This is a genomic window from Oceanicaulis sp. HTCC2633, from assembly GCF_000152745.1.
GTDB lineage: Bacteria > Pseudomonadota > Alphaproteobacteria > Caulobacterales > Maricaulaceae > Oceanicaulis.
This window is the reverse complement of the sequence record NZ_CH672428.1, coordinates 2,264,193-2,279,627: the sequence shown is the minus strand read 5'-3', so window position 1 is coordinate 2,279,627 and position 15,435 is coordinate 2,264,193. Positions and strand designations below refer to the sequence as shown.

The following is a 15,435-nucleotide window of genomic DNA, read 5'->3' as shown; positions in this document are numbered from 1 at the left end:
CGGTCCGGCCCGATGATCGACATCGCCACCCCGATGAAGAGGGCATAGACCACGATCTGCAGCATGTTCCCCGTCAGCATGGCGTTGTCGATGTTGGCGGGCACCAGATTGGCGATCTGGTCGGGGACCGACGCCAGGGCGGCCGGGGCCTCCATCACCTCACCCGCCGCGCTCACTGCTTCGGAGGTGAAACCGGCGCCATCGATGAACCGCCCGGGCTTGATCGTGGTGGCGACCAGCGCCCCCAGCAGCACCGCCAGGGTCGTGGTGCCGACGAAATAGGGCGCGATCCGAAGCCCAACCTTGCGCAGGAAGGCCGGATCGCCCGCCGAAGTGAGCCCGAGTATGATCGAGGTGATCACCAGCGGGATCACGACCATCTGGATGACGTTCAGAAACAACTGGCCCGGCAGACGCAGCCAGTCCGCCCAGATCTCGGCGTCCTCCGGGCTGAGCGAGAACGGGCCTTCCGTCTGCGGCGACAGCAGAAGCCCCAGCCCGACGCCGACCACCATCGCCACCAGGATTTGCGCCCACAGACGGGATTCGATCAGCCCGCTGATATCGCGGACCCGCAGATTGCGCCGGACATTCATGGGCGAACTCTCAAGACCTTCCGATCATAGAGCCGCGCTTGCACGGGGCTGGCAAGGTCTCCCCCGGTCAAACCCCTGCGTCCGATCATCCCAACAACAACCGCCGCGCCAGCACGGCGGCGGTCTTGGCCGTCACCCCGTCCCGGTCATGGGCGGGCGACACTTCCACGAGATCAGCCAGCGGCAAGGACGTGTTCAGATCAGCAGCGGTCTTCAGCACTAAGCTGACGATCCGCTCGATCGTGGAGAACGGCACGCCGCGGGCGGCGGGCGCACTGACGCCCGGCGCCTGGAAATGGCTCAGAACGTCGATATCGATGGTGAGATAGACCAGATCATTGCGTGCGATGAGGTCGGTGATCGCAGGATTGGCCGCCAGCGGATCGGCGATCAGCTCGTGATCGCGCACCAGCTTAACGCCCCACTCCTGCGCCCGTTTGAGCAGCGCCTGAGTGTTGGATTCCTCGGCATAGCCGACGCACAGATAGTCAAACGCCTCAGGATCAAGGTCACGGATCTGGGCGAAGGGCGTGCCCGATGACCCGCCCGCCTCGCTCGGCAGGCGCAGATCAAGATGGGCGTCGAGATTGAGAATGCCGATCCGCGCCCTCGGGTGCGCCTTGCGCAGGCCCCTGAAGCTGGCGAAGGCGGTTTCATGCCCACCGCCCAATACCACAACCCGCTCATGGTCTGACAGGGCGTCAGCAATCGCGTTCGCCAGCGTCTCCTGCCCCGCTTCCAGCGCATCACCGTCTACAGTCACATCGCCAAGATCGGAAAACAGCTCGGCGTCTGCGGGGGCGGCGAGGTTCGCCAGTGCCTGACGCAGGGCGGCGGGGCCCTGCTTGGCGCCGATCCGGCCCTTGTTGCGCGTCACCCCGGCATCGCAGGCAAAGCCGATGACGGCGCGCCTGGCGCCGGGCGCCACAAGCTGATGCAGGCGGATCGCATCCGGCCCGTCTTCAGGGTCCATGCGACCGCTCCAGTCCGGCGCCGGGGTGCGGGTGACGCTCATGCGGTGCTCCTACAGGATGCCGGGCAGATTGAGCCCATTCTCGCGCGCACAGTCGAGGGCGATCTCGTATCCGGCGTCGGCGTGACGCATCACCCCGGTGGCCGGGTCATTCCAGAGCACATTCGCGAGACGTTTGTCGGCGGCTTCGCTGCCATCACAGCAGATCACCATGCCTGAATGCTGGGAGAAGCCCATGCCCACCCCGCCGCCATGGTGCAGGCTGACCCAGGTGGCGCCGCTGGCGGTATTGAGAAGCGCGTTGAGCAACGGCCAGTCCGACACGGCGTCAGAGCCATCCTTCATGGCCTCGGTCTCCCGGTTGGGCGAGGCGACGGAGCCGGAATCGAGATGGTCCCGCCCGATCACCACTGGCGCTTTCAGCTCGCCGGTGCGGACCATTTCGTTGAAGGCGAGACCCAGGCGATGACGCTGGCCCAGACCCACCCAGCAGATGCGCGCGGGCAGGCCCTGGAACTGGATGCGCTCGCGCGCCATGTCGAGCCATTGATGAAGATGGGGATCATCAGGGATCAGCTCCTTCACCCTGGCGTCGGTTTTGTAGATGTCTTCCGGATCGCCTGACAGCGCCGCCCAGCGGAACGGGCCGACGCCGCGGCAGAAGAGCGGGCGAATATAGGCGGGCACGAAGCCGGGGAAATCAAAGGCGTTCGCAACGCCCTCTTCCAGCGCCACCTGTCGGATATTGTTGCCGTAATCGAGCGTCGGAACGCCATCCGCATGGAAAGCCAGCATGGCTTCCACATGGGTTTTCATGCTGGCGCGGGCCGCCGCTTCGACCTTTTTGGGATCGCGTTCACGGGCGTCGCGCCAGTCCGCCACGCTCCAGCCTGCGGGCAGATAGCCGTTGAGCGGGTCATGCGCGCTGGTCTGGTCGGTCAGAATGTCCGGACGCACGCCGCGCTTGTAGAGCTCGGGCAGGATCTCGGCCGCATTGCCAAGAAGGCCCACGGATTTGGCTTCGCCCGCCTTCGTCCAGCGCTCGATCATCGCAAGCGCCTCCTCCACCGAGGTCGCCTTCTCGTCCACATAACCGGTGCGCAGGCGGAAATCGATGCGGGTCTCGTCGCATTCAATGGCGAGACAGCATGACCCCGCCATCACGGCGGCCAGAGGCTGGGCGCCGCCCATGCCGCCGAGACCGGCGGTCAGGATCCAGCGGCCTGTGAGGTCGCCGTCATAATGCTGTCGGCCCGCCTCGACGAAGGTTTCATACGTGCCCTGAACAATGCCCTGGGCGCCAATATAGATCCATGAGCCCGCGGTCATCTGGCCGTACATGGCCAGACCCTTCTTATCGAGCGCGTTGAAATGGTCCCAATTGGCCCAGTGCGGCACCAGGTTGGAGTTGGCGATCAGCACGCGCGGCGCATTCTCATGGGTGCGAAAGACGCCGACCGGCTTGCCCGATTGCACGAGCAAGGTCTCGTCATCGTTGAGCGTTTTGAGACTCTCGACGATCTTGTCAAAGCTGTTCCAGTCCCGCGCCGCACGGCCAATGCCGCCATAGACCACAAGCTCATCGGGGTTCTCGGCCACATCCGGATGAAGATTGTTCATCAGCATGCGGAGCGGCGCTTCGGTGAGCCAGGATTTGGCGGTGAGCTCGGTCCCCACCGGCGGGCGGACTTCGCGGGCGTTCTGGCGACGATCGGTCATCACAGGCTCTCCAGGTCTGACGTGTTCACCCCGGCGGCCGTGAGCAGCGCGTCCCCGCGCACGAGGCGCGCAGACGCTTCCAGATCGGGGGCGAGATAGCGGTCTTGCAAAAGCGGTCTGATCTCGGCGTTGAAGACCTCGATCACGGCGCGCAGGGGCGCGCTGGTCTTCAGGGGCGCGCGGAACCGCACGCCCTCGGCGGCGCAGAACAGCTCGATGCCGAGAATGTGGAACAGGTTCGCCGTCATCCGCATCAGGCGGCGCGCGCCATGGGCGGCCATGCTGACATGGTCTTCCTGATTGGCCGAAGTGGGCGTTGAGTCCGTCGAGCACGGATTTGCGAGATGCTTGTTCTCGCTCATCAGCGCGGCGCTCGTGACCTCTGCGATCATCAATCCGGAATTGAGTCCCGGATCAGCCGCCAGGAAGGGCGGCAGATCAAAGCTGAGCGTGGGATCGACCAGAAGCGCAATGCGCCGCTGGGCGATGGCGCCGATTTCAGACACCGCGAGTGCGATTATGTCGGCGGCGAACGCCACCGGCTCGGCGTGGAAATTCCCGCCCGAGACGATGACGCCCTCGTCCGCGAGCACCAGCGGATTGTCGGTCGCGGCATTGGCTTCGCGTTCGAGCATGCGAGCAGCATTGTCCAGCATGTCCATCGCCGCGCCCACCACTTGGGGCTGGCAGCGCATGCAATAGGGGTCCTGGACCCGCGGATCATCGGTGCGGTGGGACTGGCGGATTTCACTGTCTTCCAGGAGATTGCGCATCACCCGCGCCGCTGTGATCTGCCCCGGCTGGCCGCGCAGGGTATGGATCTCTTCCAGCAGGGGCGCGGTTGAGGCCATCGCGGCGTCCATGCTGAGCGAGCAGGTGACAAGCGCGGTGCGGGCAGCGTGTCGCGCCTCGAACAGGCCCGCCAGCGCATAAGCGGTGGAGAACTGGGTGCCGTTGATCAGCGCCAACCCTTCCTTGGGGCCCAGCACGACCGGGGTCAGCCCCGCCTTGTCGAGCGCCTCGGCGCCAGACAGAACCTCGCCTTGGTAGCGCGCCTGCCCCTCGCCGATCATCACGGCGGCCATATGCGCGAGCGGCGCCAGATCGCCCGACGCCCCGACCGAACCTTGCGCCGGCACCACCGGCATGACGCCCTTGGCCAGCATGGCTTCCAGAAGATCGATCAGCTCATCACGCACGCCGGATGCGCCTCGCCCCAGGGAGATGAGCTTGAGGCTGATCATCAGGCGGACGATGGCTTCGGGCGTCTCCTCCCCCACGCCGCAGCAATGAGACAGAATCAGATTGCGCTGAAGCGCGGCGGTATCCTCCGGCGCAATGCGGATCGAGGCCAGCTTGCCGAACCCGGTGTTGACGCCATAGACGGCTTCGGAGCCGCGGGCGGCCGCCTTCACCTGTTCAGCCGAGCGGCGCACGCCGTCGCGGGCGGCGGGATCGAGGCGGATATCGCCGCCCTCGCGCCAGATGTGTTCAAGTTCGGTGAGTGTGACAGAACCGGGCGTCAGCACGCGTCGCCTCCCAGATAACGGGCATGGAGCGGGGCATCGCCCATGCGATAGGTGAGTTCAGCGGGATCGGCGACATCCCAGATGGCGAGATCCGCGCGACAGCCCGGCGCCAGACGGCCCAGATCATCCCGCGCCAATGCTTTTGCGGCGTTCACCGTCACGCCCCTGAGCGCCTCTTCCGGGGTCAGACCAAAGAAGGTCGCGCCCATGTTCATCGCCAGCAGCAAGGACGTCATGGGCGAGGAGCCGGGATTGGAATCGGTCGACACCGCCATCGGCACGCCGGCGCGGCGGAACCCTTCGATGGGCGGCTTGCGGGTTTCCTTTAGGAAGTAGAATGCGCCCGGCAGCATGACCGCCACGCTGCCCGCCTTCGCCAGCGCGTCGATATCGGCGTCGGAAATGTATTCCAGATGCTCGACAGACTTTGCGCCATGGCGCGCCGCCAGCGCGGCGCCGCCCTGATCGGAGAGCTGTTCGGCATGCAGTTTCACCGGCAGGCCCAGCTCGGCGGCCACGTCAAAGACCCGCGCGATCTGTGCGGGGGAGAAGGCGATGCTTTCACAGAAGCCGTCCACCATGTCGACGAGTCCTGCGGCGTGCGCCTCTGTCAGGGCGGGGATGCAGACCGTGTCGATATAGGCGTCCGCGTCCATGCCTTTGGGAATGGCGTGAGCGCCCAGAAAGCTCGTCACAACGCGGACCTTGCGCAGCTCGCCCAGACGCCGCGCGACCCGCAATTGCTTGAGCTCGGTGTCGCGATCAAGGCCATAGCCGGACTTGATTTCCACCGTGGTGACGCCGTCCGCGATCAGACGGTCGAGCCGCACCAGCGCCTGCTCGATCAACGCGTCCTCGCTGGCCTCACGGGTCGCTGCGACGGTGGAGACGATGCCGCCGCCCGCCTTGGCGATATCGGCATAGCTGGCTCCGGACTGGCGCATCTCGAACTCGCGCGCCCGGCTGCCGCCATGGACAAGATGAGTATGGCAATCGATGAGACCGGGTGTAACGAGGCGTCCCTCCAGCGAGGTGGCCTTGAGGGAGACGTATTGCTCCGGCAGATCAGCCTGCGTCCCGGCATAGACGATCTGATCCCCCTCCAGCACCAGCGCGCCGCGCTCGATACGGCCATAGGGCGTCGGGGCGTCAGACCCGGCAAGCACTAGATCGGTCAACAGTTTCATGGATCGCTCCGTCACGCGTTCAATATGTCTATACATATTGAAATTGCGGATCAAGACGGGCTTTGCTGAATCACTCAGCCGTCATAAAAGGGCGGCATGCATCCTTATGAATCCATCCGCACAGAGATGTTGCGCCGTATCAATGACCAGAGCTGGCCGGCAGGCTTCACCCTGCCGCGCGAAGAGGATCTGGCGGACGAGTTCGGCGTCGCGCGCGGCACGATCCGGCGTGCGCTGGCCAGCCTGTCAGAGGCCGGCCTGATCGAGCGCAAGCGCCGCGCAGGCACGCGGGTCGTGGACCGTCGCGGTCATCGCTCCACCCTGACCATTCCCATTGTGCGCCATGAGATCGAAGCGCGTGGCGGACGCTATGGCTATCAGCTGATCTGCGTGGATGAGGCGGCCGCCTCTCCGCTCGATCCGGCGCTCTTTGACGGCGCGCCGCTGCGCCATGTGCGCTGCCTGCATCTGAGCGACGGCAAGCCGTTCCAGCTTGAGGACCGGCTGATCAATCTCGACGCCGTGCCCGAGGCGACGGACGAGACCTTCGAAACCATCAGCCCCAATGAATGGCTGGTCCAGCGCGCGCCCTATTCCTTCATCCGCACGGCCCTGCGGGCGGAGCGGGCCCATCAGATCGATCAGGACCATCTCGGGCTTGAAGCGGGCGCGCCGGTGTTCGTTATAGAACGGCAGACCCGATTCCGGGATGCGCCCCTGACCGCCGTGCGGCTTTCAAACCGGGCGGACGAATTCGAAATCATCACCGAGTCCGGCGATCTTCTCTAGGGACCGAAAATCATGAAGGCCGCGCCAATGGGGGGACATCCAGCGCGGCCTTCAACACGGTTCATGAACCAAGAGCCTATTCGTCGCCGGTATCAGTCCAGCGACCGCCCAGGGCCATGAAAACGTCCACTTCGGAACTCGCCGCCGCCGCATCGGAACTGGCAAGCGCCGTTTCCGCATTGGCGAGGGTGCGCTCTGCATCGAGCACCGCGATATAGCTTTCCGATCCGGCCTGATAGCGGATACGGGCCAGGCGTGCGGCTTCCGCCGCGGCGTCCCGCGCCACTTCCAGCGACGCCCGGCGCTGGCGCTCCGCCGCAAAGACGGTCAATGCGGTTTCGGTTTCCTGCAGCGCCTCCAGCACCGTCTGGTCAAAGCCGGCAAGCGCGATCTGCGCTCCCGCTTCAGCCTGGCGCAGGCGCGCCCGCGCCGCCGTCTGGTTCGGGAAGCTCCAGGAGATGAGCGGGCCGAGGGAGACCGACAGGCTGTCCTCATCGCCCACATCGCCCAGATCAAAGGCGGTGGAGGTGATGGAGCCGCCCAGCGTCACCGACGGATAGAGCTGGGCGACAGAGACGCCCACGCGCGCAGAGGCTGCGGCGAGACGGGCTTCGGCTTCGCGCACATCCGGACGACGCGCCAGAAGGCTCGCCACATCCCCCACCGCAATCGCGCCTTCCAGACGCGGCGCAACCTCGCAGGCGGGGATCACCGCGCGCATTTCCGCCGGGGTGCGCCCGGTCAGGGTCGCGAGGCGGAAGACGGCGGCGTCGCGTGAGGCGCGCAGGGAGGGCAGTTCGGCGCGACTGGTTTCCAGACGGCTTTGCGCCTGCACCACATCCAGCCGCAATCCACGACCTGCGTCATACAGGCGCTCGGTCAGATCCAGCGATTGCTCCGCGAGGGCGACATTGTTCTCGCCCACGCTGACAAGCCGCGTTCCGGCGCAATAATCGGCCCAGGCGCGGGCGGTCTCGCCGGCCACCAGGATGGCGGCGGCGTCATGGGCCGCTTCGGCGGCGACCACATCCTGACGCGCCGCGCGGATGGCGTTTCGCACCCGGCCAAAGAGATCAACCTGCCAGCTGGTGGAGAAGCCGGCGCCATACTGTTCGCCGTCATAGCCGCCCTGGGAGAGCGGTTGCTCCGCATAGCCGCCCTGCACGGACAGCTCGGTGGAGGGCAGGCGTGCGGAGCGGGCTTCGCCCAGGCTGGCGCGAACCTGCTCCAGAGAGGCGGCGGCCTGGGCCAGAGAATTGTTGTTCTCGAGCGCGTCCGTGATCAGCCCGTCCAGCTCGGGGCTGTCATAGAGCCGCCACCACCGGGCATCCGGCTGCGCCGTCGTGAAGGGCGCAGCGTCAGCGGTCGAGACCAGCGGGCCCTCCAGACGTCCGGTCAGAGTGGAATCGGAGACATCAGGCCGTTCAGTTGTGGCGCACGCGGTCAGAACCAGCGTGCTCGCCATCATGAGGGTCAGGGATTTCAAGGTCATGCGCGACCTCCTTCCTGATCGGCGCGCTCGGCGCCCGGATCATCGTCAGACAGCCAGTAATCGGGATCGGTCGAGCCGCTCGGCCCCTGGGGCATGAGCCCCGAAAGCCAGCGCCCGACCACATAGAAGACCGGCGTGAACAGGAGGCCGAACACGGTCACCCCGATCATGCCCGAGAACACCGCGATGCCCAGCGCTTCCCGCATTTCCGCGCCGGCCCCGTGCGAGAACGCCAGGGGCGTCACGCCGAAGATGAAGGCGAAGGAGGTCATCAGGATCGGACGCAAGCGCACGCGCGCGCCGGCGACCGCCGCCTCCTGCGGGCCATTGTGATCGCGGTCTTCGGCCTGCTTGGCGAACTCGACCAGCAGGATGGCGTTCTTCGCCGCCAGCGCAATCAGCACCACAAGGCCGACCTGGGTCAGGATGTTGTTGTCCGACCCGGCCAGATTGACCCCGATCATCGCCGCCAGCACGCACATGGGCACGATGAAGATCACCGCCCAGGGCAGGGTGAAGGCTTCATACTGGGCCGCGAGCACCAGGAAGACGAAGACCACGGCGAGGCCGAAGATCATCAGGCCCGAATTGCCGGCCGCCTTTTGCTGATAGGCGAGCTCGGTCCATTCATAGCTGACCCCGTCCGGCAGGATCTGATCGGCCAGCGCCTCCATGGAGGCCAGCGCCTGGCCGGTGGACACGCCCGGCGCGGCCTGTCCCTGAAGCTCGATGGTCGGGAACAGGTTGTGACGCACCACGCGTACGGGCCCGGAATTTTCCTGGATCTGGGCGATGGCGGAAATCGGCACCATGCCGCCCGAGGCCGACCGGACCCGTAGCTGGGCGAGGTCAGAGACATCATTGCGGAACTCGGCGTCGGCCTGGGCCAGCACCCGGAAGGTCCGCCCCACGAAGTTGAAGTCGTTCACATAGGTGGAGCCCATGTAAGCGCCCAAAGTCTCGTAGACATCGGCGGGTTGAACCCCGAGTTGGAAGGCCAGCTCGCGATCCACATTCACATCAATGCGCGGGGCGTTGGTGTTGAAGGTGGAGTAGACCTGCGTGACGTTCGGGTTCTCCTGCGCCGCGCCCATCATGGCGAAGACAGAGTTCTGAAGCTCGGCATAGCTTTGCCCTTCACGGGCCTGGATCATCATCTTGAAGCCGCCGCCATTGCCCAGCCCCTGGACCGCCGGAGGCGCGATGATGAAGGCGCCGCCTTCGGGGATCGCCATGTTGATCGTGCCCGTCAGCTGCTGGCTGAGCTGAACCGCCGACATGCCCGGATGGTGTTCGCGCTCGGCGAAATCATCGAGACGAATGAAGATGGTGCCCGCATTGGACGCAGCGGAGAAGCTGGCGCCGTCGAGGCCCACAATAGCCGCGGTCGTGCTCACCCCGTCCGTGCTCAGAAGCACCTCCTGAGCCGCCTGCATCACGCGGTCGGTACGGTCCAGAGACGCGCCGGGCGGCAACTGGATGACGCCGATGAGGAAGCCCTGGTCCTGCTCCGGGATAAAGCCGGTCGGGGTTTCCATCAGACGCCAGCCCGTCATCGCCAGCAGGCCGGCATAGGCGATCAGCATGATCGTCACGAGGCGCACCAGACGCCCGGTCAGGCGACCATAGCGGTCCGACAGCCAGTCGAACCCGGCATTGAACTTGTTGGCGGCGAAGCGCAGAGGCGCCAGCCAGCCCGGACCATGATCCTCTTCCTTGTGAGGCTTGAGGATGAGGGCGGAGAGCGCCGGCGACAGGGTGAGCGAGATGATCAGCGAGATCACTGCCGATGTGGCGACCGCCACCGCGAACTGCCGATAGAAGATGCCCGGAATGCCCGGCACCAGCGCCGTCGGCACGAACACCGACACCAGCACCAGCGTCATGGCGATCAGCGCGCCGCTGACCTCCTTCATCGACTGGTGAGCCGCCTTTCGGGGCGACATCCCCTCGCGCATCAGGCGCTCGACGTTCTCCACCACGATGATGGCGTCATCGACCACGATGCCCACCGCCAGCACGAGGGCGAACAGGGACAGCGAGTTGATCGAGAAGCCCAGCGCCAGCTGCACGGCGAACACGCCGATGATCGATACCGGGATCGCCACGATGGGGATCACGGCCGCGCGCCAGTTCTGCAGGAAGATCACGATGACCAGAACGACCAGGAACACGGCTTCGATCAGGGTGCGCTGCACCGCCGACACCGACGCCTGGACAAACTCGGTCGGGTTGTAGGGGATGAAGTATTCCATGCCTTCGGGGAAGTCGGCGGAGGCTTCGTCCAGCGCTTCCAGCGCTGCATTGGCGGCGTCGAGCGCGTTCGCGCCCGGCTGCTGGATGATGGCCATGGCCACGCCGGGATCACCGCCGAAATAGCCCTTGATGGAATAGTCTTCCTCAGCGAGTTCGACCCGCGCCACTTCCCGCAGATGGGTCAGCTGGCCGTTCTCGCCGCGCTTGACGATAACATTGCCGAACTCCTCGGTGCTCATCAGGCGGCCCTGAACGGAGATCGCCTGCTGAAACTCGGCCGGATTGTTCTCGTCAAACGGGGGTTGCCCCAGCGATCCGCCCGCCGCCTGGATGTTCTGCGCCTGAAGCGCGGCCACCACATCGCCGGCGGTCATGTCATGAGCCGCTGCGCGCTCGGGGTCGATCCAGACCCGCATGGCGTAGTTCCCGCCGCCAAAGATCTGGACGTTGGAGATGCCCTCAAGGCGCAGCAGGCGATCGCGCAGCGTCGTGTTGGCGTAATTTCCAAGGAAGGTCTTGTCGAGGGACTCGTCGGGCGAAATCAGCGCCGCGATCAGCAAGAAGCCCTGCGATTGCTGGTTCACCTGCACGCCGCGCAGGCGGACCTGTTCGGGCAGGCGCGGTTCGGCGCGGTTGACCCGGTTCTGGACCAGCACCTGGGCCGTATCGAGATCGGTGCCGGGCTGGAAGGTGACGGTCAGCGCCACCTGGCCCGAGGCCGTGGCGGACGAAGTCATGTAGAGCATGTCCTCGACGCCGTTGATCTCCTGCTCCAGCGGAGCGGCGACCTGCTCGGCGAGATCCTCGGCGGTCGCGCCGGGATAGCTGGCCTGCACCTCGATGGTGGGCGGCGCAATTTCGGGATACTGCGACAGGGGCAGCGACGGATAGGCGAACAGGCCGATCAGGGTGATGAACACCGCGATCACAGCTGAGAAGATCGGCCGCTCAATGAAGAAATGTGAAAGGCGCATGTGCGATCTTTCCAGACTTTAAAAAGGGGGGACAGGCGAAACGGGGTGCGCGCGTTATTGCGCGATGCGCGCACTGCCCGCCGGCCGGGTTTGTAGATTTGAGCCCGATTGCGCATCCGCAGGCTGGTGAACGATTTCACCGCCGGGCCGCACCTGGACCTGGGTTCCCGGACGCAGGTTCTGAAGTCCGCTGACCAGCACCGGCGAATCCGCCGACAGGCCATGCACCACCTGAAGATTGTCCACGGCCGGGCCAAGGGTCACCGGCTGGACCGTGGCGAGATCGCCCTCGCCCAGCACGAAGACATAGCGCCGGGTGGCGTCGGAGAAGATGACCGTCTTGGGCACGAGCAGCGCCTGATAGGGCGCCGAACCGCGGACCCGGATCGTGCCCAGCATGCCCGGTCGGATCAGGCCGTCCTCATTGTTGAACTCGGCCCGCATCAGGATCGAGCCCGTGCCGGCCTCGACCGCGTTGTCGATGAAGTTCAGCACGCCGTCATGGGTGAACTCGGTCTCGTCCTGCAGACGCACCTGGACCGGCGCGCCCAGGCCCGCGCCTTCCTCGCGCTGATAGCGCAGGAAGATGCTTTCCGAGGCGTAGAAGGGAAACTGCAGCGGGTCGGTCTGAACGACCGTGATCATGGGTTCGCCCGCAGCCGAGACAAGGTCGCCCGGATCCACCATGCGCTGTGAGAGACGTCCGGCGATGGGCGAGCGGATTTCAGTGTATTCAAGCTCGAGGGCTGCTGATTGCGCATCGGCCTGGGCGGCCGCATAGGCGGCCTGCGCGGTGGCGGAGGCGGTGCGGGCCTGTTCGAGTTCTTCCTCGGAAATGGCGTCCGCTTCACGCAATTGCTGGGCGCGGTTGAGATCGGCCTGCGCCTGGTCACGCGTCGCCCGCGCCTGTTGCGCCCGGCCGCGCGCGGCGTTGGCCGTCGCCTGATAGGGACGCTGATCCAGCGTGAAGAGAAGGTCGCCGGCTTCCACCAGAGCGCCATCCTCGACATGCACCTCTTGCAGATAGCCGCTCACCCGTGCCCGTATGGTCACCTGTTGAGGCGACTCAAACCGGCCGGTGAATTCATCCCAGTCCGCCACTTCGAGGCTGAGAGGCTGGGCGGTCTGAACCACGGGCGCCGGCGGCGCGTTGTTCTCTTCGGCGGGCGCCTGTCCGCAGCCTGAAACGAGGACAAGCGCCGCAATCGCGGCGCCGGGGAGGCCAAAACGAAATGACATGGGGGAGGACCTTCCGTTGAGTGCGTCTAAACGTCTTTTGATTTTGTCATCGATTGATGACATATTGTGCAGCGCACACAAAATGTCAACAGCTGAAGACATGAGAACCGTTCTCAGAAAGGTCGGAATTTGAACTGCGGTCACATCACCAAGAATCGTAACGCGACGGAAGCCAAGATCCTGGACGCGGCGCGGCGACTCTTTGCCCACGACACCTATGACAATGTCGGCATTCGCGACATCGCCTCAGAGGCCGGCGTGGATTCCGCTCTGATCGGGCGCTATTTCGGCTCCAAGGAAGGCCTGTTTCTGGAAGCGCTCGAAAACGGTCGCAATCATCCCGAATTCCTCCAGGAAGGCCGCAGCGGCATGGCCGCGCTCGCCGCGGAGATGCTGACCGATGGACCGCAGGATGACGACAAGCTCGTGGATCTGCTGATCATGCTGAACTCCGCCAGCTCCAGCAACGCGGCCTGCGCAGTGCGCGACTCCATCGAGACACGCTTTCACAAGCCCGTCGCCGGGCTGCTCGAAGGCGAGCAATGCGATCTCAGGGCGCGCCTGTTCGGCAGCGTTCTGATGGGCCTCGCCATCAGCCGCACGATCATGGGCCCGTATGGCGTGCCCGAGCACGAGGCCGCCATGCTCAAGGACCGCATCCGGACCATTCTGGAAGACGCGCTTGCGCCCTTCCCGCAGCCGGGCGACTAGCGGCGGCTCTCCCGTCCGCCGGTTAGTTCACATTCACCAGATGGTGGATCCACTGACGGTGACGCTCGTAATGACGGATGACGTCACGGATCACCTGCGTCTTGGAATACCCGTAGATGCAATAGTGCTGGCCGCCCTCGGCCAGGAACACCTCGCCGCGTGAATTCTGCTGGCTGACGCTCGAGCCGGGCACGGCCGTGTCCTCATAGCTCTTGAGCTCGATGCCATAGACGAAGTCAGGCTGCTCGCCATGTTCAATGGTGAGCCAGATCCGGTCCTGCTCCTCATCGGTCTCCACGCGCGAACTCAGACCCTGCTTCTCCATTTCGGGCACGATCTCGCGGAAGGCGGCGTCGACGGCGTCTTTCATCCATGCGCGCACATCCTCGGGCTTGGGCGTGGAGAACATCAGCTTGAGCCGCATCCGCCACGGCACGGCGGCGCCCTCGACCGGAAGTTGCGGCGCCGACTTGGCGCCGGCCCGGCGTGCGGTTTCCATGGACCAGGCCCGCATCAGGCCGACAAACGCCAGGAAGATCACCAGCGTGAACGGCAGGGCGGCGGCGATGGTCGCCGATTGCAGAGCGGCGAGACCGCCCGTCAGCAACAGAACGGCTGCGACAACGCCTTCAAGCACCGCCCAGAAGAAACGCTGCCAGAGCGGCGGGGTCAGCGAGCCGCCCGACGCCAGCGTGGCTTTCACCAGCGAGCCTGAATCCGACGAGGTGACGAAGAAGGTCGTCACCAGGATGATCGCCAGCACCGAGGTGATGGCGCTGAATGGCAGGGTGTCCAGGAAGGCGAACAGCACCAGCGGCGTATCCCCGTCCCTGACCAGCTGCAGGATCGGGTCGGCCATGCCGTTCACCGCCTGCAGCAGGGCGGAATTGCCGTAGATCGTCATCCACAGGAAGGTGAACAGGGTCGGTCCGAACAGGACGCCGAAGATGAACTCGCGGATTGTCCGGCCGCGCGAGATTCGGGCGATGAACATGCCCACGAACGGTGACCAGGAAATCCACCAGCCCCAGTAGAACAGGGTCCAGTCATTGACCCAGACGCCATCGCCATAAGCGTCCACATTGAAGGTCAGAACCGCCAGCTGGTCGATATAGTCGCCAATGTTCTGCACATAGGCGCCAATCAGGAACAGCGTCGGCCCGGCGATGAAGACAAACAGCATCAGGGCGATGGCCAGGAAGAGATTCCACTCGCTCAAACGCTTGATGCCGGCGTCCAGCCCCGCCAGGACCGAGGTGGTCGCAAGCGCCGTGATCAGGCCGATCAGCACCACCTGCACGACAGGCGAGATCGGCACGTCGAACAGCGTGTTCAGCCCCGCATTGATCTGGTTGACGCCATAGCCGAGCGAGGTGGCCACGCCAAACAGCGTGCCCAGGATGGCGACCACATCCACCGCATGACCAATCGGGCCATAGATCCGGTCCCCGATCAGCGGATAGAGCGCCGAGCGGATGGTCAGCGGCAGGTTATGGCGGAAGGCGAAATAGGCCAGGCTCAGCCCCACGATCGCATAGACCGCCCAGGCGTGAATGCCCCAGTGAAAGAAGGTCAGCACCATGGCCTGCTCGGCCGCCTCGACCGTCTCGGGATCGCCCAGCGGCGCCGCGATATAGTGGGTCAGAGGCTCGGCGACCGCAAAGAACATCAGACCAATGCCCATGCCCGCCGAGAACAGCATGGCGAACCACCCCAGGAAGCCGTACTCGGGTTCGGAATCATCCGGCCCGAGCTTGATCTGCCCCCAATCCGACAGGGCGACGAACACCGAAGCCACCAGGAAGACGCCCACGCCCACCGAATAGACCCAGCCGGCCTTCTCTGTGATCATCATGCGAAGATGCACGAACAGGGTTTCAGCCTGATCCCCCGCCAGAACCGCATAGCCCACCCCGGCGAATATGAGGACGGCGGCCGGTATGAATACGGCGGGTTCAAACTTCTTCATG

Annotated in this window: 11 protein-coding genes; 2 read left to right on the top strand and 9 right to left on the bottom strand. The window is 65.1% G+C overall.

The annotated features are described in order from the left end of the window. From OA2633_RS10905 to hutI, 5 genes are all read right to left on the bottom strand, one after another. The coding region (locus tag OA2633_RS10905; protein WP_009802604.1) for a dicarboxylate/amino acid:cation symporter at positions 1-596 on the bottom strand (596 nt) is incomplete at its 3' end. Between the two features lie 85 nt (positions 597-681). Continuing rightward, entirely contained in the window at positions 682-1,611 is a 930-nt protein-coding gene (gene hutG / locus OA2633_RS10900; protein ID WP_009802603.1) for a formimidoylglutamase, read from the bottom strand. A 9-nt stretch (positions 1,612-1,620) separates the two neighbouring features. Then, positions 1,621-3,288: a urocanate hydratase gene (hutU, locus tag OA2633_RS10895; RefSeq protein WP_009802602.1), complete on the bottom strand. Its 1,668-nt coding sequence runs from the start codon at positions 3,286-3,288 to the stop codon at positions 1,621-1,623. After that, entirely contained in the window at positions 3,288-4,817 is a 1,530-nt protein-coding gene (gene hutH / locus OA2633_RS10890) for a histidine ammonia-lyase (protein WP_009802601.1), read from the bottom strand. Before hutH ends, hutU begins: the two co-directional genes overlap by 1 nt. Then, positions 4,811-6,004 (bottom strand): imidazolonepropionase, encoded by a 1,194-nt coding sequence (hutI, locus tag OA2633_RS10885; RefSeq protein ID WP_040613524.1) that lies wholly within the window; start codon positions 6,002-6,004, stop codon positions 4,811-4,813. Before hutI ends, hutH begins: the two co-directional genes overlap by 7 nt. A 96-nt stretch (positions 6,005-6,100) precedes the next feature. On the opposite strand from hutI, the gene OA2633_RS10880 reads away from it, so the two are divergent. Continuing rightward, positions 6,101-6,793 carry a GntR family transcriptional regulator gene (locus OA2633_RS10880; protein WP_009802599.1) on the top strand — a complete coding sequence of 231 codons (693 nt, stop codon included), beginning with the start codon at positions 6,101-6,103 and terminating at the stop codon, positions 6,791-6,793. 76 nt (positions 6,794-6,869) lie between these two features. Here OA2633_RS10880 and OA2633_RS10875 read toward each other — a convergent pair whose 3' ends face one another. From OA2633_RS10875 to OA2633_RS10865, 3 genes are read right to left on the bottom strand one after another with little or no spacing between them, the layout of a single operon-like run. Continuing rightward, the gene (locus tag OA2633_RS10875) at positions 6,870-8,285 is read right to left on the bottom strand and encodes an efflux transporter outer membrane subunit (protein WP_009802598.1); all 1,416 of its coding nucleotides are present in this window, start codon (positions 8,283-8,285) and stop codon (positions 6,870-6,872) included. After that, on the bottom strand, positions 8,282-11,515 hold the full coding sequence (locus OA2633_RS10870; protein ID WP_009802597.1) for an efflux RND transporter permease subunit: 3,234 nt from the start codon (positions 11,513-11,515) through the stop codon (positions 8,282-8,284). Before OA2633_RS10870 ends, OA2633_RS10875 begins: the two co-directional genes overlap by 4 nt. Positions 11,516-11,569: 54 nt before the next feature. Beyond that, positions 11,570-12,754, bottom strand: coding sequence for an efflux RND transporter periplasmic adaptor subunit (locus tag OA2633_RS10865; RefSeq protein ID WP_009802596.1), 1,185 nt, complete (start codon positions 12,752-12,754; stop codon positions 11,570-11,572). 129 nt (positions 12,755-12,883) lie between these two features. On the opposite strand from OA2633_RS10865, the gene OA2633_RS15490 reads away from it, so the two are divergent. Further along, the gene (locus OA2633_RS15490; RefSeq protein WP_009802595.1) at positions 12,884-13,465 is read left to right on the top strand and encodes a TetR/AcrR family transcriptional regulator; all 582 of its coding nucleotides are present in this window, start codon (positions 12,884-12,886) and stop codon (positions 13,463-13,465) included. Positions 13,466-13,487: 22 nt separating this feature from the next. On the opposite strand, the gene OA2633_RS10855 is transcribed toward OA2633_RS15490, so the two are convergent. After that, the gene (locus OA2633_RS10855; RefSeq protein ID WP_009802594.1) at positions 13,488-15,434 is read right to left on the bottom strand and encodes a BCCT family transporter; all 1,947 of its coding nucleotides are present in this window, start codon (positions 15,432-15,434) and stop codon (positions 13,488-13,490) included. Between the last annotated feature and the right edge of the window lies 1 nt (position 15,435).

What these genes read in the sequence shown, in the direction of transcription:
- hutG (WP_009802603.1), bottom strand. Translation starts at nt 1,611, where the DNA reads ATGAGCGTCACCCGCACCCCGGCGCCGGACTGGAGCGGTCGCATGGAC.
- hutU (WP_009802602.1), bottom strand. Translation starts at nt 3,288, where the DNA reads ATGACCGATCGTCGCCAGAACGCCCGCGAAGTCCGCCCGCCGGTGGGG.
- hutI (WP_040613524.1), bottom strand. Translation starts at nt 6,004, where the DNA reads ATGAAACTGTTGACCGATCTAGTGCTTGCCGGGTCTGACGCCCCGACG.
- OA2633_RS10880 (WP_009802599.1), top strand. Translation starts at nt 6,101, where the DNA reads ATGCATCCTTATGAATCCATCCGCACAGAGATGTTGCGCCGTATCAAT.
- OA2633_RS10875 (WP_009802598.1), bottom strand. Translation starts at nt 8,285, where the DNA reads ATGACCTTGAAATCCCTGACCCTCATGATGGCGAGCACGCTGGTTCTG.
- OA2633_RS10870 (WP_009802597.1), bottom strand. Translation starts at nt 11,515, where the DNA reads ATGCGCCTTTCACATTTCTTCATTGAGCGGCCGATCTTCTCAGCTGTG.
- OA2633_RS10865 (WP_009802596.1), bottom strand. Translation starts at nt 12,754, where the DNA reads ATGTCATTTCGTTTTGGCCTCCCCGGCGCCGCGATTGCGGCGCTTGTC.
- OA2633_RS10855 (WP_009802594.1), bottom strand. Translation starts at nt 15,434, where the DNA reads ATGAAGAAGTTTGAACCCGCCGTATTCATACCGGCCGCCGTCCTCATA.